The organism is Bacillus sp. SN32 (assembly GCF_002837495.1).
GTDB lineage: Bacteria > Bacillota > Bacilli > Bacillales > Bacillaceae > Bacillus > Bacillus subtilis.
Window position 1 is genome coordinate 906,580 of record NZ_PJCT01000001.1, and the last position, 21,252, is coordinate 927,831.

19 protein-coding genes are annotated in these 21,252 nt (G+C 43.2%); 12 read left to right on the top strand and 7 right to left on the bottom strand.

Going from position 1 to position 21,252, the window contains the following annotated elements:
- Positions 1-13 precede the first annotated feature (13 nt).
- Complete coding sequence (locus CW370_RS04550) at positions 14-7,648, top strand: beta-ketoacyl synthase N-terminal-like domain-containing protein (protein WP_101169500.1); 7,635 nt, start codon at positions 14-16, stop codon at positions 7,646-7,648.
- Between the two features lie 44 nt (positions 7,649-7,692).
- On the opposite strand, the gene CW370_RS04555 is transcribed toward CW370_RS04550, so the two are convergent.
- The 4 genes from CW370_RS04555 to aprX form a co-directional block, all read right to left on the bottom strand.
- Entirely contained in the window at positions 7,693-8,910 is a 1,218-nt protein-coding gene (locus tag CW370_RS04555; RefSeq protein WP_024572610.1) for a cytochrome P450 family protein, read from the bottom strand.
- A 230-nt stretch (positions 8,911-9,140) separates the two neighbouring features.
- A complete protein-coding gene (locus tag CW370_RS04560; protein WP_024572611.1) occupies positions 9,141-9,497 on the bottom strand; it encodes a hypothetical protein in 357 nt (118 codons plus the stop codon).
- A gap of 78 nt (positions 9,498-9,575) precedes the next feature.
- Complete coding sequence (locus tag CW370_RS04565) at positions 9,576-10,400, bottom strand: MBL fold metallo-hydrolase (RefSeq protein WP_080263056.1); 825 nt, start codon at positions 10,398-10,400, stop codon at positions 9,576-9,578.
- 110 nt (positions 10,401-10,510) lie between these two features.
- On the bottom strand, positions 10,511-11,839 hold the full coding sequence (gene aprX, locus CW370_RS04570; protein ID WP_024572446.1) for a serine protease AprX: 1,329 nt from the start codon (positions 11,837-11,839) through the stop codon (positions 10,511-10,513).
- Between the two features lie 224 nt (positions 11,840-12,063).
- Between aprX and CW370_RS04575 the strand changes: the two genes are divergently transcribed.
- The 3 genes from CW370_RS04575 (at position 12,064) to CW370_RS04585 (ending at position 13,806) form a co-directional block, all read left to right on the top strand.
- Positions 12,064-12,297: a hypothetical protein gene (locus CW370_RS04575; protein WP_014476869.1), complete on the top strand. Its 234-nt coding sequence runs from the start codon at positions 12,064-12,066 to the stop codon at positions 12,295-12,297.
- A gap of 279 nt (positions 12,298-12,576) precedes the next feature.
- Positions 12,577-13,284 (top strand): poly-gamma-glutamate hydrolase family protein, encoded by a 708-nt coding sequence (locus CW370_RS04580; RefSeq protein ID WP_003245758.1) that lies wholly within the window; start codon positions 12,577-12,579, stop codon positions 13,282-13,284.
- Positions 13,285-13,353: 69 nt separating this feature from the next.
- Positions 13,354-13,806 carry an OsmC family protein gene (locus CW370_RS04585; protein WP_101169501.1) on the top strand — a complete coding sequence of 151 codons (453 nt, stop codon included), beginning with the start codon at positions 13,354-13,356 and terminating at the stop codon, positions 13,804-13,806.
- Positions 13,807-13,819: 13 nt separating this feature from the next.
- Here the strand turns inward: CW370_RS04585 and ebrB are convergent, their stop codons facing one another.
- The 3 genes from ebrB to CW370_RS04600 all read right to left on the bottom strand — a co-directional run bounded on the left by ebrB (position 13,820) and on the right by CW370_RS04600 (position 14,920).
- On the bottom strand, positions 13,820-14,173 hold the full coding sequence (gene ebrB / locus CW370_RS04590; protein ID WP_014476870.1) for a multidrug efflux SMR transporter subunit EbrB: 354 nt from the start codon (positions 14,171-14,173) through the stop codon (positions 13,820-13,822).
- 13 nt (positions 14,174-14,186) lie between these two features.
- The gene (gene ebrA, locus CW370_RS04595) at positions 14,187-14,504 is read right to left on the bottom strand and encodes a multidrug efflux SMR transporter subunit EbrA (RefSeq protein WP_024572445.1); all 318 of its coding nucleotides are present in this window, start codon (positions 14,502-14,504) and stop codon (positions 14,187-14,189) included.
- Positions 14,505-14,638: 134 nt separating this feature from the next.
- Entirely contained in the window at positions 14,639-14,920 is a 282-nt protein-coding gene (locus CW370_RS04600) for a hypothetical protein (protein ID WP_015715926.1), read from the bottom strand.
- Between the two features lie 88 nt (positions 14,921-15,008).
- On the opposite strand from CW370_RS04600, the gene CW370_RS04605 reads away from it, so the two are divergent.
- The 8 genes from CW370_RS04605 to nrdF all read left to right on the top strand — a co-directional run bounded on the left by CW370_RS04605 (position 15,009) and on the right by nrdF (position 21,212).
- Positions 15,009-15,422 carry a YmaF family protein gene (locus tag CW370_RS04605; RefSeq protein ID WP_003231769.1) on the top strand — a complete coding sequence of 138 codons (414 nt, stop codon included), beginning with the start codon at positions 15,009-15,011 and terminating at the stop codon, positions 15,420-15,422.
- Positions 15,423-15,521: 99 nt separating this feature from the next.
- The gene (gene miaA, locus CW370_RS04610) at positions 15,522-16,466 is read left to right on the top strand and encodes a tRNA (adenosine(37)-N6)-dimethylallyltransferase MiaA (protein ID WP_003245569.1); all 945 of its coding nucleotides are present in this window, start codon (positions 15,522-15,524) and stop codon (positions 16,464-16,466) included.
- Positions 16,467-16,505: 39 nt separating this feature from the next.
- Positions 16,506-16,727 (top strand): RNA chaperone Hfq, encoded by a 222-nt coding sequence (gene hfq / locus CW370_RS04615; protein ID WP_003221097.1) that lies wholly within the window; start codon positions 16,506-16,508, stop codon positions 16,725-16,727.
- Positions 16,728-16,922: 195 nt separating this feature from the next.
- Positions 16,923-17,195: a YmzC family protein gene (locus CW370_RS04620; RefSeq protein WP_014479841.1), complete on the top strand. Its 273-nt coding sequence runs from the start codon at positions 16,923-16,925 to the stop codon at positions 17,193-17,195.
- Positions 17,196-17,276: 81 nt separating this feature from the next.
- Entirely contained in the window at positions 17,277-17,507 is a 231-nt protein-coding gene (locus CW370_RS04625; protein ID WP_003245262.1) for a hypothetical protein, read from the top strand.
- A gap of 243 nt (positions 17,508-17,750) precedes the next feature.
- Complete coding sequence (gene nrdI / locus CW370_RS04630) at positions 17,751-18,143, top strand: class Ib ribonucleoside-diphosphate reductase assembly flavoprotein NrdI (RefSeq protein WP_003231758.1); 393 nt, start codon at positions 17,751-17,753, stop codon at positions 18,141-18,143.
- Positions 18,103-20,205 (top strand): class 1b ribonucleoside-diphosphate reductase subunit alpha, encoded by a 2,103-nt coding sequence (gene nrdE / locus CW370_RS04635; protein ID WP_014479842.1) that lies wholly within the window; start codon positions 18,103-18,105, stop codon positions 20,203-20,205. The genes nrdI and nrdE overlap by 41 nt, the downstream gene beginning before the upstream one ends.
- 17 nt (positions 20,206-20,222) lie before the next feature.
- Entirely contained in the window at positions 20,223-21,212 is a 990-nt protein-coding gene (gene nrdF, locus CW370_RS04640; RefSeq protein WP_003231754.1) for a class 1b ribonucleoside-diphosphate reductase subunit beta, read from the top strand.
- The last annotated feature ends 40 nt before the right edge of the window (positions 21,213-21,252 follow it).

Genomic DNA, 21,252 nt, shown 5'->3' on the forward strand with positions numbered 1-21,252 from the left:
AGGGGGAGCGCCAATGCTGAACACAGAAGACATTCTCTGTAAAATGCTTTTCGCACAATTACAGTCCATAGGGTTTTTCACAGAAAGTAAATCCCAGCCGGTATTGGAGAATTTCTATGGCAGATGGTTTGAAGAAAGCCAATCGATTTTAGAACGGCATCAATTTCTCAAGCGAACGGAGAACGGATATGTTCCAACACGTTCAATAGGCACCATGAGCGAGCTGTGGAAAGAATGGAATGAACAAAAATCTGACCTGCTTCAAGATCATAATATGAAAGCCATGGTGACATTGGTGGAGACAGCACTTAAAGCCTTGCCGGAGATTCTGACCGGCAAGGCGTCAGCCACCGATATCCTGTTTCCGAATTCATCTATGGATTTAGTAGAAGGGGTCTATAAAAACAATCAAGTCGCAGACTATTTTAATGATGTTCTTGCAGATACGTTAACAGCCTATCTGCAAGAACGTCTGAAGCAAGAGCCTGAGGCGAAGATTCGAATATTAGAAATCGGAGCCGGGACCGGCGGGACAAGCGCGGCTGTTTTTCGAAAATTGAAAGCATGGCAGACACATATAAAAGAATATTGTTATACAGACCTGTCTAAAGCTTTTTTAATGCATGCAGAAAATAAGTATGGTCCTGACAATCCATATTTGACATATAAACGATTTAATGTCGAGGAGCCGGCGTCTGAACAGCATATTGATGCGGGAGGCTACGACGCGGTCATCGCGGCAAATGTGCTTCATGCCACAAAAAATATCCGGCAGACATTGCGAAATGCAAAAGCAGTTTTGAAAAAAAACGGGCTGCTCCTTGTAAATGAAATAAGTGATCATAATATATACTCGCATTTGACGTTCGGCCTTTTGGAAGGCTGGTGGCTGTATGAGGACCCTGATCTTCGCATACCGGGCTGTCCGGGCCTGTATCCGGATACTTGGAAAACGGTGCTTGAGAGTGAAGGATTTCGCTATGTTTCCTTTATGGCTGAACAATCGCATCAGCTCGGCCAGCAGATCATTGCCGCTGAAAGTAACGGAGTCGTCCGTCAAAAGAAGAGAACGGGGGCAGAAGAAGATCCAAGCCATATACAAATGAATGCTGAAATCGATCATTCACAGGAAAGCGATTCTCTCATCGAACAAACGGCACAATTTGTGAAGCATACGCTGGCAAAATCAATCAAACTATCACCAGAACGTATTCACGAAGATGCGACATTTGAGAAGTATGGAATTGATTCGATTTTGCAGGTGAATTTCATTCGTGAATTAGAAAAAGTGACGGGAGAGCTTCCAAAAACCATTTTATTTGAACATAACAACACAAAAGAACTCGTCGAATATTTAGTAAAGGGGCATGAAAATAAGCTCCGGACAGCATTGTTAAAGGAAAGAACGAAGCCTGCAAAAAATGAAGCTCCACTTCAAACAGAGCGTACAGATCCTAATAAGCCATTTACTTTTCATACACGCCGCTTTGTTACAGAGCAGGAAGTCACTGAAACTCAGCTAGCAAATACCGAACCACCAAAAAAAGAAAAGACAAGTAATTTGCAAGGAACACATTTTAATGATTCTAGTACAGAAGATATCGCAATAATCGGGGTAAGCGGGCGCTATCCGATGTCTAACAGTTTAGAAGAGCTTTGGGGGCATTTAATCGCCGGAGACAATTGTATTACAGAGGCACCGGAATCCAGATGGCGCACATCTTTATTGAAAACATTATCAAAAGATCCAAAAAAGCCGGCAAATAAGAAACGCTATGGCGGATTTTTACAAGATATAGAGGCATTTGACCATCAGCTTTTTGAGGTGGAGCAAAACCGGGTGATGGAAATGACACCGGAACTCCGTTTATGTTTAGAAACCGTCTGGGAAACGTTTGAGGACGGCGGCTATACGCGAACCCGGCTGGATAAATTGCGGGATGATGACGGAGTAGGTGTTTTTATAGGGAATATGTATAACCAGTATTTTTGGAATATCCCATCTTTAGAGCAGGCAGTCCTCAGCTCAAATGGGGGAGACTGGCACATTGCAAATCGCGTTTCCCACTTTTTTAACCTGACCGGACCGAGTATCGCTGTCAGCTCAGCATGCTCTAGTTCATTAAACGCCATACATCTTGCGTGTGAAAGCCTGAAATTGAAAAACTGCTCAATGGCGATTGCTGGAGGCGTCAATTTAACACTCGATCTCTCTAAATATGATTCTTTGGAGCGTGCCAATCTGCTGGGAAGCGGCAATCAAAGCAAAAGTTTTGGCACAGGAAACGGGCTTATTCCCGGGGAAGGCGTCGGAGCTGTCCTGTTAAAACCGCTTTCAAAGGCGATGGAAGATCAGGATCATATTTACGCTGTGATCAAAAGCAGTTTTGCTAACCATAGCGGCGGAAGACAGATGTATACAGCTCCAGATCCGAAGCAGCAAGCAAAGTTAATTGTCAAGTCGATTCAGCAGTCGGGCATTGATCCAGAGACTATCGGCTATATTGAATCGGCGGCAAATGGTTCGGCGCTAGGCGATCCTATTGAAGTAATTGCCTTAACAAACGCGTTTCAACAATATACAAACAAGAAACAGTTTTGTGCGATAGGCTCTGTCAAATCCAATCTGGGGCATTTAGAGGCGGCTTCCGGTATTTCTCAGCTGACAAAAGTGCTGCTGCAGATGAAGAAAGGGACGATGGTGCCGACAATTAACGCGATGCCTGTCAATCCAAATATTAAGCTGGAACACACGGCTTTCTATCTTCAGGAACAAACAGAGCCATGGCATCGCTTGAATGATCCTGAAACTGGTAAACAATTGCCTCGCAGAAGCATGATCAATTCCTTCGGAGCGGGGGGAGCCTATGCCAATCTTATTATAGAAGAATATATGGAGACGGCCCCTGAGAAAGAACATATCGCTCTCCGCCAGCAGGAATTCACTGCCGTTTTTTCAGCCAAAACAAAATGGAGCCTGCTTAGCTATCTAGAAAATATGCAATTGTTTTTAGAGAAGGAAGCTTCTCTGGATATTGAACCCGTTGTACAGGCTTTACACAGGAGAAACCATAATTTAGAGCATAGGGCTGCATTTACAGTGACATCGACTCAAGAGCTGATCGAGAAACTAAAGGTGTTCCGAACATCAAGAGAAAGCTCACTCCAGCAAGGCATCTATACATCATTCGATTTACAGCCATGTCCGGAATCAGCATCTAAGGATAGAGAAATAAACGCAGCAGAGCAATGGGCACAAGGGGCATCGATTACTTTTAAAGAAGCTGATAGAGAGAACCGATCAGGCTGGGTTCATCTGCCTCACTATGCATTTGACCATAATACATCATTTCATTTCGATGTATCGTCTATCAATGAGAAATCGTCAGATGTTGAAGACAATATCAATCAGCCGGTCATTCAAGACCAATTCACTTATGATGAGCCTTACGTTCAAGGACACGTCTTCAACAATGAACGGATGCTTGTCGGTGCCACATATGGCAGTCTGGCCATTGAAGCATTTTTTAACCTGTTCCCTGAGGAAAACAGCGGCCGTATCAGCAAATTAAGTTATATCAGTCCAATTGTCATCAAACAAGGCGAGACCATTGAACTTCAGGCAAAGCCGCTGCAAAAAGATCAAGTCATAGAACTGCAAATCATGTATCGCGAGCCGTCCTCCGGTTTGTGGAAGCCTGCCGCAATCGGACAATGCGGAATCGGTTCTTTTGAGCCCAAAAAAGTCAATATCGAGAACGTTAAGCATTCATTAACTAAGCTTCATCACATCGATCAGATGTATAAAACCGGAAACGGTCCTGAATGGGGAGAGTTATTTAAGACAATTACTCATCTTTACAGAGATCACAAATCTATACTGGCAAAAATTCGCCTGCCCCAAAGCGGGCCGGCAAACGGGCACCATTACACTGTAAGCCCATTGATGACAAACAGCGCGTACTTGGCTATCCTCAGTTTCTTAGAGCAGTTTGACATGACAGGCGGCTTCCTGCCGTTTGGAATCAATGATATCCAGTTTACAAAGCAAACGATAAAAGAGGATTGCTGGCTTTTGATTACATTGGTTAAGAATACAGGTGACATGCTGCTGTTTGATGTAGATGTGATCAATGAGTCGTCAGAAACAGTGCTGCACTACTCGGGCTACTCGCTTAAACAGCTTCGTATTTCGAATCAAAGAGGAAATCAAAATAAGGCCATCAAAGCCAGCAATCTGAAAGATCGTATCAGAAGCTATGTAACAGATAAACTGGCAGTAAACATGGCCGATCCGTCAAAATTGTCTCTTGCAAAAGCGCATATCATGGATTTTGGAATCGATTCTTCTCAATTGGTTGCATTGACAAGGGAGATGGAAGCAGAGACAAAGATCGAATTAAATCCGACTCTGTTTTTTGAGTATCCGACTATTCAAGAGCTAATCGACTTTTTTGCGGACAAACATGAAGCATCATTTGCTCAGCTGTTTGGTGAAGCTAATCAGCAGGAAGAACGCCCAGCTCAAATCGAAAACCAAATGAAACAGATTCCGGCATACGAGACGAACACGGATAAAACAATCGAACACGCGGCAGACGGCATAGCCATTATCGGCATGTCGGGACAGTTTCCGAAAGCAAACAGCGTAACGGAATTTTGGGATAACCTTATCCAAGGAAAGAACTGTGTCTCTGAAGTGCCGAAAGAACGCTGGGACTGGCGCAAATATGCCGCAGCCGATAAGGAAGGGCAATCAAGCCTTCAATGGGGCGGTTTTATAGAAGGAATAGGTGAGTTTGATCCCCTGTTTTTTGGCATATCGCCTAAAGAAGCGGCGCATATGGACCCACAGGAGTTTCTGCTCTTGATACATGCATGGAAGGCGATGGAAGATGCAGGCTTAACAGGGCAGGTTGTATCCAGCCGCCCGACAGGAGTATTTGTCGCAGCCGGCAATACGGATACAGCTGTAGTTCCTTCCCTAATTCCAAACCGTATATCCTATGCACTTGATGTAAAAGGGCCAAGTGAATATTATGAAGCTGCCTGTTCCTCAGCTCTAGTGGCTTTGCACAGAGCTATACAATCCATTCGAAACGGCGAATGTGAGCAAGCCATTGTCGGGGCTGTGAATTTGCTGCTTTCACCAAAAGGCTTTATTGGCTTCGACTCAATGGGCTATTTGAGTGAGAAAGGACAGGCCAAATCCTTTCAAGCAGATGCAAATGGCTTTGTCAGAAGTGAAGGAGCAGGAGTTCTCATCATTAAACCATTGCAAAAAGCCATTGAAGATTCTGATCATATTTATTCGGTTATTAAAGGTTCAGGTGTATCGCATGGCGGCAGGGGAATGTCACTTCACGCGCCAAATCCGGCCGGCATGAAGGATGCAATGCTGAAGGCTTATCAAGGAGCGCAAATTGATCCCAAAACGGTGACCTATATAGAAGCGCATGGGATCGCCTCTCCATTGGCAGACGCGATAGAAATAGAGGCGTTAAAGTCAGGCTGCAGTCAGCTCGAATTGGAACTTCCACAGGAAGTACGGGAGGAAGCGCCATGTTATATCAGCAGCTTAAAGCCGAGCATCGGACACGGTGAACTCGTCTCCGGTATGGCTGCTCTTATGAAGGTCAGCATGGCGATGAAGCATCAAACAATACCAGGCATATCCGGATTTTCGTCTTTGAATGACCAGGTGTCAATAAAGGGCACCCGTTTCCGAGTGACTGCCGAAAATCAGCAATGGGGGGATTTAAGTGACGATGCAGGCAAAAAAATTCCGCGCAGAGCGAGTATCAACAGCTATAGCTTTGGAGGCGTAAATGCGCACGTCATTTTAGAAGAATATATTCCTTTACCAAAACCACCGTTTAGTATGAGTGAGAATGGTGCCCACATTGTGGTTCTTTCTGCAAAGAATCAAGACAGGCTAAAAGCAATTGTTCAACAGCAGCTTGACTATGTGAATAAACAACAAGTACTGTCATTACAAGATTATGCTTATACACTCCAATCCGGCCGAGAGGAAATGGAAGACCGCCTGGCGCTCGTTGTCCGCAGTAAAGAAGAACTGGTAATCGGCTTGCAAGCCTGCTTAGCTGCGGAAAAAGGCGATAAGCCGAAGAGTTCTGTACCTGTCTTTAGCGGAAATGCAGAAAATGGCTCGTCAGATCTCGAAGCCTTGCTGGATGGTCCATTAAGAGAAATGGTGATCGAGACTTTGTTGTCTGAAAACAACCTTGAAAAGATCGCGTTTTGCTGGACAAAAGGGGTGCAAATCCCATGGGAGAAGCTTTATAAAGGAAAAGGTGCCCGCAGAATACCGTTGCCAACCTATCCATTTGAAAAGAGAAGCTGCTGGAACGGCTTTCAAGCAGTAGAGAATACGCCTTCTGTTTCACAGGATGAGCGTATCAACAACAGCAGCGATCATCACATATTAGCAAATGTACTAGGGATGGTTCCGGGTGAACTGCAGCCTCATAAGCCATTGCAGCAGTATGGATTTGATTCAATTTCTTGCATACAGTTATTACAGCAATTGCAATCAAAGGTGGACCCTCTCATTGCCTTGACGGAGCTTCAAGCATGCCATACTGTTCAGGACATGATGGACTTGATCGCAAAGAAAAAGGAGGATACATCCTTACAAAATGATCAAGCTCGCACGTTTCCGGAATTGATACCGTTAAATGACGGCAAGCGGGGGCGCCCTGTCTTTTGGTTCCATGGCGGAGTAGGAGGAGTTGAAATCTATCAGCAATTTGCACAAAAGAGCCAGCGCCCTTTTTACGGCATTCAAGCCAGAGGATTCATGACTGATTATGCTCCTTTGCACGGAATTGAACAAATGGCTTCCTATTATATAGAGATCATTCGATCCATACAGCCTGAAGGTCCTTATGATGTAGGCGGATATTCCTTAGGCGGGATGATTGCATATGAAGTCACACGCCAGCTGCAAAGCCAAGGCCTTGCTGTCAAAAGCATGGTGATGATTGACTCCCCATATCGTTCAGAGACAAAAGAGAATGAGGCATCTATGAAAACGTCAATGCTGCAAACAATTAATACGATGCTGGCATCGATTGCGAAACGGGAAAAGCTTACGGATGTTCTCATCAGCCGTGAAGAGGTGGACATAAGCTTAGAGGATGAAGAATTCCTGTCTGAGTTGATTGACTTGGCAAAAGAACGAGGGCTAAACAAACCAGATAAGCAAATACGTGCGCAGGCTCAGCAAATGATGAAAACACAGCGCGCCTATGATTTGGAGTCGTACACTGTTAAGCCTCTCCCTGATCCTGAGACGATAAAATGTTATTATTTCCGCAACAAAAGCAGGTCTTTCTTTGGTGATTTAGACACTTATTTCACTTTATCAAATGAAAAAGAACCGTTTGATCAAGCTGCCTATTGGGAGGAATGGGAGCGGCAAATTCCCCATTTCCACCTGGTGGATGTCGATTCAAGCAACCACTTCATGATATTAACCGAACCGAAAGCGTCAACAGCCATGTTAGAATTTTGCGAAAAGCTCTATTCAAACAGGGGAGTAGTGAATGCGAATTTCCTTAAGGCTTTCCGGAAGAAACATGAAGCGAGGGAAGAAAAAGAAACAGATGAATTGGTGAAGCGCTGAGAAAACACAAACGCCCCCTCTTTTAAAAGGGGGCGTTTTGAATATTATTTTGAAAGTGAAACAGGGAGACTTTCTAATCCTCTTAAAAAGACATTTTTTCTCCATTGAATGTCATCAGGTGCAACCGCAAGTTCAATATCAGGAAATCTCTTCAAAAGTGCGTTAAATGCAATGTGGCCTTCCAGCCTGGCAAGAGGCGCTCCTAAGCAGAAATGAATGCCAAAACCGAAAGAAATATGTCTGTTAGGCGACCGATTTATATTTAATATTTCGGGGTTCTCAAAAAAATTCGGGTCGCGATTGGCCGATCCAATGCCTATAAAAATCATGTCTCCTCTTTTGATCGAATGCCCCTTATATGTAAAGTCTTCAATGGCCCACCGATTTGCCATCATAACGACAGGTGAGGTGTATCGCAGCAATTCTTCAACCGCTGTAGCGATCATTTCAGGCTGCTGCTTGAGCTTCTCACATTCCTTCATGTGCTGCAGCAATGCGAGGGTGCCTGAGCCGAGTAAGTTAACAGTTGTTTCAAGGCCGGCTACAACGAGCAAGAACAGCATCGAATAGAGCTCTTTTTCGCTTAACTTGCTGCCGTTTTCCTCAGCATGCACAAGTTTGCTGATTAAATCGTCTTTTGGCTTTATTCTTCTGTCATGGATCAGCTTGGCGATATAATCTTTAAATTCACGAAGAGCCTGATTTGTCAGCTCTCTATTACCTTCAGAGGTATCAACCATCGCATTGGTCCAGATTTGAAACTGTGACCGATCTTCTTTTGGGATTCCCATCAATTCAGATATAACAATAAAAGGCAAAGGGGAAGCGAAGGATTTCATGATATCCGCTTTATTTTCTTTTTCCATTTCATCTAAAAGCTGTTCAGCAATTTGTTCAATGCTGCCGCGCAGATTTTCAATGGTTCGGGGAGTAAATGCTTGATGAACAAGTGATCTCAGGCGGGTATGGTCAGGTGTGTCTTTTGCCAGCATATGATCGGATACAAAATCGATATCTTCACTAACGTTGAGCATTTTGATTTGTTCTTGGTTCATCACATTTTTTACGTCTCTTGTAATTCGATTGTCTTTTAAAAAGGCCATACAATCATCGTATCGGGTAATTAACCAGGCCGGATATGTGGCTCCGAACCGTTTTAATTCAAATCGGTGAATGGGCTCTTCCTCTCTAAATCGTCCTAAAACTGAAAAAGGATTGTGATGAAACTCTTTACCATGCGGATGAAACATCAATTTTTCCATTTGCATTCTCCTCGCCTAATAGGGTAAATAGATGAATCAAATTGCTGAACTAGTTTACAAAAAACAGAATGATTTGAAATGTAATCCTGTCTCTAAAACTATATATCTATTTTAGGAGTCATTCAATAGGGTGAAGAACGAAAAAAGTGAAAAAACGGCTCGATATAAAGCAGCGCCTTTGAACGAAAGCTCAAAGGCGCTACGCTGTATTATTTTGATGAAAGTGGCTTTCAGCTGTGCTGGATATCAATTGTATATACTGCACGATCTGTTACGACCTTCAATCCTTCGTTTTCTTGGTGAATATGAATTTCACCTAATAAAGGAATCTCATAGGCATTTTGCGGAAGCGGTACGTTTCCGTCCTCAGTGAATGTTGTTCCTTCGCCTTCTAAAACCAGCTCTTCTTTCGCAACATAATCATCAGGATGATTCGTACTGCGTATAGCCACTTTTTGAAGGTGGAGAACTATCTGATCCAAGTCTGATATCTCTTCATTATGGGTCAATTCACCTTTTCTAATATCAAGCGTCTGGCCGACTTTTGACTCCAGCCATTGAGAAAGCTGTGTATTCGTGTGTGCCATCAATATTCCTCCTTTTGATCTACACGATACTATTCCCAATTGCTGCATCTTTTACACGGAAAAGAGCCGCCTCACTCTTTATGTATGAAACAATTCGCTGTTGAGAGCCTTGATATAGCGTACGGCAGAACGCTGGACCGCTTCGCCAGCATTTTCTTTGACAACTTTAGAAAAAGCATTGTAAAGCCGGTTGAATTGAAGCGGTTTTACTTTGGCTGCTATTTCTTCAACTTTGGAGGCGGGAAGGGGAATGAGATTTGGGTAGCTGTACATAAAGCTGACCCAGTTTCGGTCCGCCGCAACCGTAATGATATCTCCGGTCAATAGACAGCCTTTCCCTTCATTGCCCTTGCTCCAATGCAAAACAGCACCGCCTTTAAAATGTCCGCCCAGTCGGTAAAGGTCCAGTCCCGGCTTCATATTGAGCGTTTCCCCTGACCAGAAGTGAATGTGATTGCTTGGCCTTGTCACCCATTCTTTATCATCCTCATGGATATAGATCGGGGCCTGAAACGTTTCAGCCCACTCAACCTGAGTAGAGTAATAATGTGGATGAGACAAGGCGATGGCTTGAATACCGCCTAATTCGTTGATTTGGCCAATTGTCTTTTGGTCAAGATATGTCATGCAATCCCACAGCACATTGAAGCCCTTATGCTGGATAAGATGGGCTGTTTGTCCAATCGCAAACTCTGGTTCAGTTTTGATGCTGTAAAGATGCTCTTCTTCCTTTTTGAGGATGTTTTGAAGGTTTCCTTTCTCACGCATGTCTTCAAGGGTTGTCCAACTTTGTCCATCGGGATGAATATACTGCCTTTCATCCTCGCAAATCAGACACGAGTTGGGCGGATCTACAGTCTGTGCATGTTGCACACCGCATGTGTTGCAGATATAATATGGCACTTTCTTCACTTCCTTCATCTATTTTCCATTATTTTACCTTATGATTATGAATATTCAAACAAAAAACCGGCAGTTCTGTTGAGAGAGAATTGCCGGCTTTTTGGTGCTGTTTATTGGCCGGGAACGGAATTTTCTGCGTTGACAGCGCCCGCTCCGTACACATTCGGATCTTCATCTTTCCATTTGTCCGTGCCGTTTTTCAAAAGCTCTTTTACTTCATCAGGGGTAAGATCCGGGTTTTGCTGAAGAATTAAAGCTGCGATTCCTGCGCAAATCGGTGTTGCCATCGAGGTTCCTGACATTGTAAAGTACTGAGACCCTACACGGCTTGACTTTTGGAGCTTATCAATATAAGAATTCGGAGAGCGAAGGGAAATAATATTAACACCCGGCGCTAAAATATCGGGCTTTTCTTTCCCGTATACTGTCGGGCCGCGGCTTGAGAAGGAAGCGACAGTATCATCATCGCTGCTTGCAGTATTGTTATCGTCAAGCGCACCTACTGTAATCACCTTTTCGCTCACGCCCGGGCTTGCAATGGTCTGCGAATCAGGGCCTGAGTTTCCGGCAGCGACACAGACGACAATCCCTGCGCTCCACGCTTCCTCAACCGCTCTGACTAACGGATCTTCCTGTTCATGATCATATCTAAGGGCATCGCCCCCGAGCGACATGCTAATAATATCAATCGGTTCATCGGGGTTGTCCTCATTGTATTGAATACACCACTCAACACCCTCTATAATATCTGCTAACGTTCCTGAACCCTGCTTGTTTAATACCTTTACGCCGATGAGATTGGCTTCCGGTGCAGGGCCGCGGTATTGACCGGAAGAGGATGCGCCGCTGCTTGCGACATCACCTGCACAGTGTGTGCCATGACCATTATCATCGTACGGCTCTGTTTTTTGATTGACCATGTCCGCGAATCCGATAATTCTGCCTTCTAGATCAGGATGCGGGTAGATTCCTGTATCGACAACAGCGACAGTAACACCTTTTCCTGTCAGGGTTTGCCCGTTTCTGACGACTTCCTTCGCATGGCTTGCTTCGGTTGCCGTGTCTAAAAGCGCTTTGACTTCGCGGTTTAAATACACTTTACGGATATTGCTGCATTCAGAGAGAAGGGAATGTAATGCTGAAGGAGTAACCTCGGCGCTGCAGCAGTTGATTTTGTTGAAGCGGCTTTTTAGCTTGCTGCGTTTTTCTTTTTGCAGCACCTCTCCAGCCATTTGAAAGCCGGTCTCGTGACAGCCTTCCTCAAATTCGATAATGACTGACATTTTTTTTCTGTTTTGCAATTTGGTTTCGAAAAATTTATGCAAGAAGCAAGGAGTCCATTTGAAGGGCTTGTAAAGCTGCAATACGGTTTCCCGTAACGGCCAATCTAGCTTGTGAGCATTTGCTCTCACCATTTGTACCATAGAGTACCCAAACATGTATTTTCCTCCTATTATAAGGTTCTCTGTATACTCTATGAACAGATGATAGGTTTGGTAAGTTTGTTTGTCCTCTGTAAGAGACAGACAAGAGTTTGTTTTTCTGAATCTTTCGCATTAGATACGATAGATTCAGAAGTTGAGGAAATCATTGGGGATTGAAAAAGAACGTTTGTTCGTATTATAATGTGATCATATCAAACTGGGAAGGGGAGAGCAACCGTATGAATTTCTACTTGCACCGTTCTTTGGAAAGCCAAATGCCAATCAGCATTATATATATGAAGAAAGACGGAACGATTAGTAAAAGAACGATTATTGTGAGACAGAAAAGCAAAACGAAAATTAAAGCATTTTGTTTTTCGAAACAACAGATCAGAACATTTTTATTGGACTCTATCCTCTCCTGTGATTTTGTGAGAACAAATAAGCAAAATCTCTATTCTGCAGGCCGGTAACAGCTGTCCGTCTCAGCAACCGGGCAGCCTGTTACTAAAACCCTCCTTAAACCTATATACATTTATTTGCCAAGTGAGGTTGTTCCTACCTTTTTTGTCTTTCCTCTCAACCTTTTTTCACTCTTATTTGAAATGAACCGCTAATAACCGTGACAATCAATTGATTTTTTGAAACCGGGAACTTTTTCACTGATGATATTGTGTATACAATGGTAAGATAAAACCTATTGGCTAAACCTCATATAATGAACCGCGCCATTCTTATGAAAGGAGTTAAACATGAGAAGATTTTTACTAAATGTCATATTAGTCTTAGCCATTGTCTTGTTCTTGAGATATGTTCATTACTCATTGGAACCTGAACCATCAAATCAGCCAGATACATATTCAAATTTCAGCAGCTTGGCAGAGAATGAGAGCCCAGCCGATTACGATATTTCATATAATGAGAAAAAAGGAAGCAAAGTCTTAATTATGTCTCCGCATGGTGGAAGAATTGAAGGCGGAGTAAGTGAGCTTGTGCGTTATTTCAATAATGAATACTCTACATACCTGTTTGAAGGGTTGAAGTCCCACGATAACCAAACGCTGCACATTACAAGTACCAACTTTGATGAGCCATTGGCTAAAAAGAAAATCAAGGAGCATCAATATGTGGTGGCTTTTCACGGATATAAAGGAGAGAACAAGAATACGCTTGTAGGGGGAACAGACCGAAAGCGGGCGAAAATGATTGTGAGAGCCCTTGAGCGGAGAGGGTTTTCCGCTGAGTTAGCGTCGTCTAAAAGCGGTCTTGCTGGATTGAATGCCGAAAACATTAATAACCAAGGGGAAACGGGGCTAAGTATCCAGCTGGAAATCAGCCGTGAGCAGAGAGAAGCATTTTTTGATGATTTTTATTATAAAAATAGAAAATACACAAAGAACAGTGAATTTTATGCTTATGTCAGTGCGATCAAAGGTGTCCTGGAAAAAGAGTATTCGTAACAAGCAGATCAGAAGACAAAATAAGAGAAGATCAGTAGACTGAAATAGGATAAAAAAGGAGGCGAAACAATGGCAGATCATCATTTTTATTTAAAAGCGAATTGGCCGGGTAACCGCAATGATGTCGGTACGATTGAAAGCGGTAACCTGATCACATCGATTTCCATTCCTAAAGAAATGGATGGCCCGGGAGAAGGGACCAACCCAGATGAAATGCTTCTCGGGGCGGCAGCGACCTGTTACATTATTACACTTGCAGCGATGATGGAGAGAAGCGGGCTGGAAAAAGAAGACTTACAGATGGAGTCAGAAGGCATTGTCGACGTCACAAAAGGAGTCTTTACATACAAAAAGATCATTCACCGTCCCTCTGTCGTGCTTAAATATGATGCTTCACAAGACGACGTCGCATTGGCGCACAAGCTTTGTAAAAAAGCGGAGACGTCATGCATGATTTCGCGTGCAATTCAAGGAAATGTCGAGCTGCAGCTTGAAGCCTCTGTGAAACTGGGTGGAGAATAAAGAAAACAGACGGTCACTCACAGACCGTCTGTTTTTTATCTTCAGCGTGGGCTTTCGATTGATTTAGCACGACCACGCCTGCAATGACAAGCGTGAGACCAAATACACCTTTTAAACTGATGGTTTCGCCAAAAAGCAAAAACCCGACAATTGCTGTAAGCGCGGTACCGACGCCCGACCATGTTGCATACGCGCTTGATAAGTCAATTGTTTTTAAAGAAAAGCTTAGAAACGTAAAAGCAGAAAGAAATCCGACTATGACTCCGGCAATGGGCCAGGCTTGTGTAAATCCTTCTGAAAGCTTCAGCATCGTGCTCCCAAACACTTCAGATACAATGGCGAGAGCCAAATAAAGCAATCCTCTCATCTTCATCACTCCTTTACTGCCAATTAAGTAACACGACCCCTGATAGTAATAAAAGAATCCCGATCAGCCCTTTGGCATTCAGATCTTCCTTGAACCATTTTACTCCGATCACTGACGTCAGCACCGTGCCCGCCCCGCTCCAAGTCGCATAGGAGAGGCTCAGGGGAATATGGTTTAAAGTCAGGGACAGCATATAAAAGGCGAGGGAATAGCCAATAACGACCAAAGCACTTGGCTTCCACTTTTTGAAGCCATCAGATACCTTCAGCATGGCTGCTCCTATCGATTCCGAACATATGGCAATCGTGAGGAATATATATCCTATCAACATCATGAATTCTCCTCACTATATTTTTAGATTAGAAAAAACTTCAGCTAGAAAAATATTAGTGTATGCCTATGTATGAGTCAAGAGATTCATTTTCACACACATAAAAAGACCCCTTTTTAAGGGGTCTTTTGCGTTTAATAATAATAAGGGAACGGGGCATACGGATAATAGGGGTATCCGCCATACAAATAAGGATTAAATAAAGCGCTTCCTATAAGCCCGCCTGCAAGGCCGCCGATAAACGGTCCTCCAAAAAATCCGAATGGCCGGCCAAAACCAAATCCATAACCAAATCCGGGTCTTCCAAACCCGTAACCGAACCCGAACGGTCTTCCAAACCCAAATGGTCTCCCGAATCCGAACGGTCTTCCAAATATTCTTGTATCTTCAGGGCTGAAATGCTCTAACTCGTTCATGTTTTCTTTCCTCCTGTAATAAAGTGTAGATGATGCAGTGTATTCACCATGCCCGGATTTGATTGGGCGAATCGAGGAAAAGGAGGATGTGAACACATTGGGCCTGTATCAGTCTGACTGGTCAAAAGCACCGCCCCACGCACATGCTTATCATGTCAAAACAACGAGAGAACAGGGCCATTATCATCTCATCGAAGGGTTTACTCAGCCGGCAAACGGATCAAATACCGATCAGCATACACATTACTATACAGGGATCACTTCATTTGAAAACGGCCATTTTCATCGGTATTACGGAATCTCAGGACCGGCGATTCCTTTAGCAGATGGCACACATTATCATGAAATCGAAGAAACGACGTATCTGGCCTATAACGAGCCGATTGAGATCCAGTACGGAGGGGTTGTGTACGATCCCGGAGATGACAGAAGAAAAACGCATCGTCATACCCTGAAAGGAAAGACAAGGGAAATTGTCGGCAATGAGCCGCTCGGCTGGTAGAAGGATGTTTACCGATGCAAAAAAAGGGCAAAATGGATAGGTGGTTGTCCATGTTGAATGCTATAATGGGGGGAGATTTATAAAAGAGAGTGATACATATTGAATAATACGAAGCAGCCCGTTGTCATTTTAGTCGGACCGACGGCAGTGGGGAAAACCAATTTAAGTATTCAGCTAGCCAAATCCTTAAACGCGGAAATTATCAGCGGAGATTCGATGCAGATTTATAAAGGGATGGATATTGGAACAGCTAAAATTACCGAACAGGAGATGGAGGGAGTGCCCCATCATCTGATTGACATTTTAGATCCCCAAGACTCTTTCTCTACTGCCGATTATCAAAGCTTAGTAAGAAATAAAATCAGCGAGATTGCAAATAGAGGAAAGCTTCCGATGATTGTCGGCGGTACAGGGCTTTATATACAATCTGTGCTTTACGATTATACATTTACGGAAGAGGCAAATGATCCCGTGTTTCGAGAGAGCATGCAAATGGCCGCTGAGCGGGAAGGCGCTGACTTTCTTCATGCCAAACTTGCTGCAGCAGATCCCGAGGCAGCAGCTGCGATTCATCCGAATAATACAAGAAGAGTCATTCGCGCACTGGAAATTTTACATACGTCCGGAAAAACGATGTCCCAGCATTTGAAGGAACAAAAACGAGAACTTCTGTACAATGCAGTGTTAATTGGCCTAACAATGGATAGAGACACGCTTTACGAAAGAATTAATCAGCGGGTCGATTTGATGATGCAGTCAGGCCTTCTTCCCGAAGTGAAACGCTTATACGACAAGAACGTGAGAGACTGTCAATCAATACAGGCGATAGGCTATAAAGAGCTGTATGCATATTTTGACGGTTTTGTGACACTTTCCGATGCTGTCGAACAGCTAAAGCAGAACTCGAGGCGGTATGCGAAACGCCAGCTGACGTGGTTTCGCAACAAAATGCAGGTCACATGGTTCGATATGACACCGCCTGTTGATATGGAGCTGAAAAAAAAGGAAATTTTCACACATATAGCAGGAAAACTCGAACTTTAATCGAAACTGTATGATATAGAGAATCAAGGAGGACGAAACATGAAACCGATTAATATTCAGGATCAGTTTTTGAATCAAATCCGGAAAGAAAATACGTATGTCACTGTTTTTTTGCTGAACGGCTTTCAGTTGCGGGGCCAGGTGAAAGGCTTTGATAACTTTACCGTATTGTTGGAATCGGAAGGTAAGCAGCAGCTTATATATAAACATGCGATCTCAACGTTTGCGCCGCAAAAAAACGTCCAGCTTGAACTCGAATAGATCAAAAAATGCCATGTCAAGATATGAGGAAAGGCTGCCGGGGGTTCCCGGCGGCCATTTTTAACATGAATCCACTTTTGCTCCAAGCTTTTTGTGTAAGCTGACCATGCCAAGGCACGGTCTTTTTTTATGAGAATAACATACGGAAGTGAAAATGGTATATTATGTATAAAATGAATTTGGGAGTGATCGACCTTGTTTGAAAGTGAAGCAGAACTGAGACGAATCAGGATTGCACTTGTATGGATAGCTGTCTTTTTACTGTTCGGGGCGTGCGGGAATCAAGATACCATTATTGAAACAGACAGCGGCAATTCAGACTATGAAACGCCTCAGCCCACCTCGTTTCCACTTGAACATAACCATTTTGGCGTTATGGAGGACGGCTATATCAAAATTTATGAGTATAATGAGTCCCGCAATGAGGTAAAGCTGAAGAAAGAATACGCGGATGATGAGCTTGAATAAAATTCACAAGCATTCGAATTTACAAAGCGGATTCCAGCCGCTAAACTAAATACAGACACAGATCAAACAGAGGGTGAAAACATGAAGCATAAAGTGATCGTGAATCATTGGGAAGAAATTTGCGAAGATGATTCTTGCTATGAATACGGAACAAGTATCATTGTGAACGGAAAAGAATTAATCAGAGAAGCGTCAATTATCACTGCTTTGAAGGCGGTTTTAGAAGAGATCGGCGCGGATGTTGAAATAGAAGAAACAGTAGAGAGCGAAAAATGCTGTGATAGCTTAAGAAAAAAAAATCTAGACTACTAAGCAGTTTTTTTTCATGTTATGATAAACATCGGCTAAAAAACGACACCCCGAGTAGGACGAGAGATGATTCTCGTTCTGCTCTCTTTTTTGGGCCCTAATGAGTCTGCCCATTTGCCTGATTTGATCAAAATATGAATTTTTCATAAAAACGAATCTATATATTGTGTTTTTGCTAGAGGGTAGTATACTATATATAGTGTTAGTGATGAGAGATTCATATTTTTTGATAGGTCGTGATAAAACGTGGTACAAATCATATTTGATTCGAAAACAGGGAATGTTCAGCGGTTTGTGAATAAAACAGGTTTTCAGCAGATACGCAAGGTGGACGAAATGGACCACGTGGACACTCCGTTTGTTTTGGTCACCTACACGACAAACTTCGGCCAGGTACCGGCATCAACACAATCATTTCTCGAAAAATACGCCCATCTCTTATTAGGAGTCGCTGCGAGCGGCAACAAAGTATGGGGCGATAACTTTGCAAAAAGCGCCGATACCATTTCAAGACAATATCAGGTGCCGATCTTGCACAAATTTGAACTCAGCGGCACATCTAAAGACGTTGAATTGTTTACTCAGGAGGTAGAAAGAGTTGTCACAAAATCAAGTGCCAAAATGGATCCAGTTAAATAACGAAATCATGATCCAAAAAGATGGAAAATTCCAGTTTGATAAGGATAAAGAGGCTGTACATAGCTATTTTGTAGATTATATCAATCAAAACACAGTCTTCTTTCACGATTTAAAAGAGAAGCTGGATTATTTGGTTGAAAACCAATACTACGAAGAGGAATTCTTAAGCCTTTATTCTTTTGAAGACATTAAAGAAGTGTTTAAGACAGCTTACGCTAAGAAGTTTCGTTTTCCTTCCTTCATGAGTGCGTTTAAATTCTATAATGACTATGCTTTGAAAACGAATGACAAGAAAAAAATCCTCGAGCGTTATGAGGACCGGATCTCAATTGTTGCGCTGTTCTTCGCTAACGGCGACACTGAGAAAGCAAAAGAATATGTAAACCTGATGATCAATCAAGAATATCAGCCGAGCACACCGACATTTCTGAACGCCGGCAGAAAACGCCGCGGTGAACTTGTGAGCTGCTTCTTGCTCGAAGTTAATGATTCTTTAAATGACATTTCAAGAGCGATCGATATCTCCATGCAGCTTTCTAAGCTTGGCGGCGGGGTTTCTCTTAACCTGTCCAAGCTTCGCGCGAAAGGTGAAGCCATTAAAGATGTTGAGAATGCGACAAAAGGCGTTGTAGGCGTCATGAAGCTTCTTGATAACGCGTTCCGTTACGCTGACCAAATGGGACAAAGACAAGGATCCGGCGCGGCGTATTTAAACATTTTCCACCGCGATATCAATGATTTTCTTGATACGAAAAAGATTTCTGCGGATGAAGATGTGCGTGTCAAAACGCTTTCGATCGGTGTTGTCATTCCGGATAAGTTCGTTGAGCTTGCACGCGAGGACAAAGCGGCTTATGTATTCTACCCGCACACGATTTATAAAGAGTACGGCCAGCACATGGATGAGATGGACATGAACGAAATGTACGACAAGTTTGTCGACAACCCTCGGGTGAAAAAGGAAAAAATCAACCCGCGGAAACTGCTTGAAAAATTGGCGATGCTTCGTTCTGAATCAGGCTATCCATACATCATGTTCCAAGATAACGTCAATAAAGTGCATGCGAATAACCATATTTCCAAGGTCAAATTTTCTAACCTTTGCTCTGAAGTGCTGCAGGCATCTCAAGTTTCTTCATACACAGACTATGATGAAGAAGATGAAATCGGTCTGGATATCTCCTGCAACCTGGGTTCGCTTAACATTCTCAACGTCATGGAGCATAAATCAATCGAAAAGACAGTCAAGCTTGCGACAGACTCTTTAACACACGTTTCTGAAACAACTGACATCCGTAATGCGCCTGCTGTAAGACGGGCAAACAAAGCGATGAAATCAATCGGCCTCGGTGCTATGAACCTTCACGGCTACCTTGCGCAAAACGGCATTGCGTATGAAAGTCCGGAAGCGCGTGACTTTGCAAACACGTTCTTTATGATGGTGAACTTCTACTCCATCCAGCGTTCTGCGGAAATCGCAAAAGAGAAGGGTGAAACGTTTGATCAATATGAAGGCTCAACCTATGCGACAGGTGAATACTTTGACAAATACGTTTCTACTGATTTCTCACCGAAATATGAAAAAATCGCCAACCTGTTTGAGGGTATGCATATCCCGACGACAGAGGACTGGAAAAAGCTAAAAGCATTTGTGGCTGAACACGGCATGTATCACAGCTACAGATTATGCATTGCGCCGACAGGCTCTATCTCATACGTCCAATCAAGTACGGCGTCTGTTATGCCGATTATGGAACGCATTGAAGAACGAACATACGGCAACTCAAAAACGTACTACCCAATGCCTGGGCTTGCATCTAATAACTGGTTCTTCTATAAAGAAGCCTACGATATGGACATGTTCAAGGTTGTGGATATGATCGCCACTATCCAGCAGCACATTGATCAGGGAATCAGCTTTACATTGTTCTTAAAAGACACAATGACGACCCGTGATTTAAACCGAATCGATCTGTATGCACATCATAGAGGAATTAAAACCATTTACTATGCAAGAACGAAAGATACTGGGCAAGACAGCTGCCTTTCTTGTGTTGTTTGATTAAAGGAGAGTTTATAGTGACAAAAATTTATGACGCAGCAAACTGGTCAAAGCATGAAGACGATTTTACCCAAATGTTCTATAACCAAAACGTGAAACAGTTCTGGCTTCCGGAAGAGATTGCTTTAAACGGCGATCTCCTCACATGGAAGTACCTCGGAAAAAATGAGCAGGACACTTATATGAAGGTACTGGCCGGACTTACGCTTCTTGATACAGAGCAGGGGAATACGGGGATGCCGATTGTGGCTGAACACGTAGATGGCCACCAGCGGAAAGCGGTGCTGAACTTTATGGCGATGATGGAGAACGCTGTCCATGCGAAGTCGTACTCTAATATTTTCATGACCCTTGCACCGACTGAAACGATTAATGAAGTATTTGAATGGGTTAAACAAAATAAATATTTGCAGAAAAAAGCGCAAATGATTGTCGGGCTTTACAAAGCCATTCAAAAAGATGATGAAATTTCACTGTTCAAAGCGATGGTTGCTTCCGTCTATCTGGAAAGCTTCCTTTTCTACAGCGGTTTCTATTATCCGTTATATTTCTACGGACAAGGAAAACTGATGCAAAGCGGTGAGATCATTAACCTGATCCTTCGTGACGAAGCGATTCACGGCGTGTATGTCGGTCTCCTTGCTCAGGAAATTTATAATAAACAGACAGAAGAGAAAAAAGCAGAGCTTCGTGAATTTGCGATCGACCTTCTGAATCAGTTATATGAAAATGAGCTTGAGTATACAGAGGACTTGTACGATCAAGTCGGACTCTCACACGATGTAAAGAAATTCATCCGCTATAATGCGAATAAAGCGCTGATGAATCTTGGATTTGATCCATACTTCGAAGAGGAAGATATTAATCCGATCGTATTAAACGGATTAAACACAAAAACAAAATCGCATGACTTCTTCTCTATGAAGGGGAATGGTTATAAAAAAGCGACAGTTGAGCCGCTCAAAGATGATGACTTTTATTTTGAAGATGAAAAAGAGCAGATATAATATCTGCTCTTTTCGGCTTGAAGGTTCAAATGAGGAGGAC

Excerpts from the sequence above, each read along its gene's own strand:
- CW370_RS04550 (WP_101169500.1), top strand. The coding sequence starts at position 14 with ATGCTGAACACAGAAGACATTCTCTGTAAAATGCTTTTCGCACAATTA.
- CW370_RS04560 (WP_024572611.1), bottom strand. The coding sequence starts at position 9,497 with ATGGCACACACGAATACACAGCTTTCTCAATGGCTGGAGTCAAAAGTC.
- CW370_RS04580 (WP_003245758.1), top strand. The coding sequence starts at position 12,577 with ATGAGAAGATTTTTACTAAATGTCATATTAGTCTTAGCCATTGTCTTG.
- CW370_RS04585 (WP_101169501.1), top strand. The coding sequence starts at position 13,354 with ATGGCAGATCATCATTTTTATTTAAAAGCGAATTGGCCGGGTAACCGC.
- ebrA (WP_024572445.1), bottom strand. The coding sequence starts at position 14,504 with ATGTTGATAGGATATATATTCCTCACGATTGCCATATGTTCGGAATCG.
- CW370_RS04575 (WP_014476869.1), top strand. The coding sequence starts at position 12,064 with ATGAATTTCTACTTGCACCGTTCTTTGGAAAGCCAAATGCCAATCAGC.
- aprX (WP_024572446.1), bottom strand. The coding sequence starts at position 11,839 with ATGTTTGGGTACTCTATGGTACAAATGGTGAGAGCAAATGCTCACAAG.
- CW370_RS04555 (WP_024572610.1), bottom strand. The coding sequence starts at position 8,910 with ATGGAAAAATTGATGTTTCATCCGCATGGTAAAGAGTTTCATCACAAT.
- hfq (WP_003221097.1), top strand. The coding sequence starts at position 16,506 with ATGAAACCGATTAATATTCAGGATCAGTTTTTGAATCAAATCCGGAAA.
- CW370_RS04600 (WP_015715926.1), bottom strand. The coding sequence starts at position 14,920 with ATGAACGAGTTAGAGCATTTCAGCCCTGAAGATACAAGAATATTTGGA.
- ebrB (WP_014476870.1), bottom strand. The coding sequence starts at position 14,173 with ATGAGAGGATTGCTTTATTTGGCTCTCGCCATTGTATCTGAAGTGTTT.
- CW370_RS04625 (WP_003245262.1), top strand. The coding sequence starts at position 17,277 with ATGAAGCATAAAGTGATCGTGAATCATTGGGAAGAAATTTGCGAAGAT.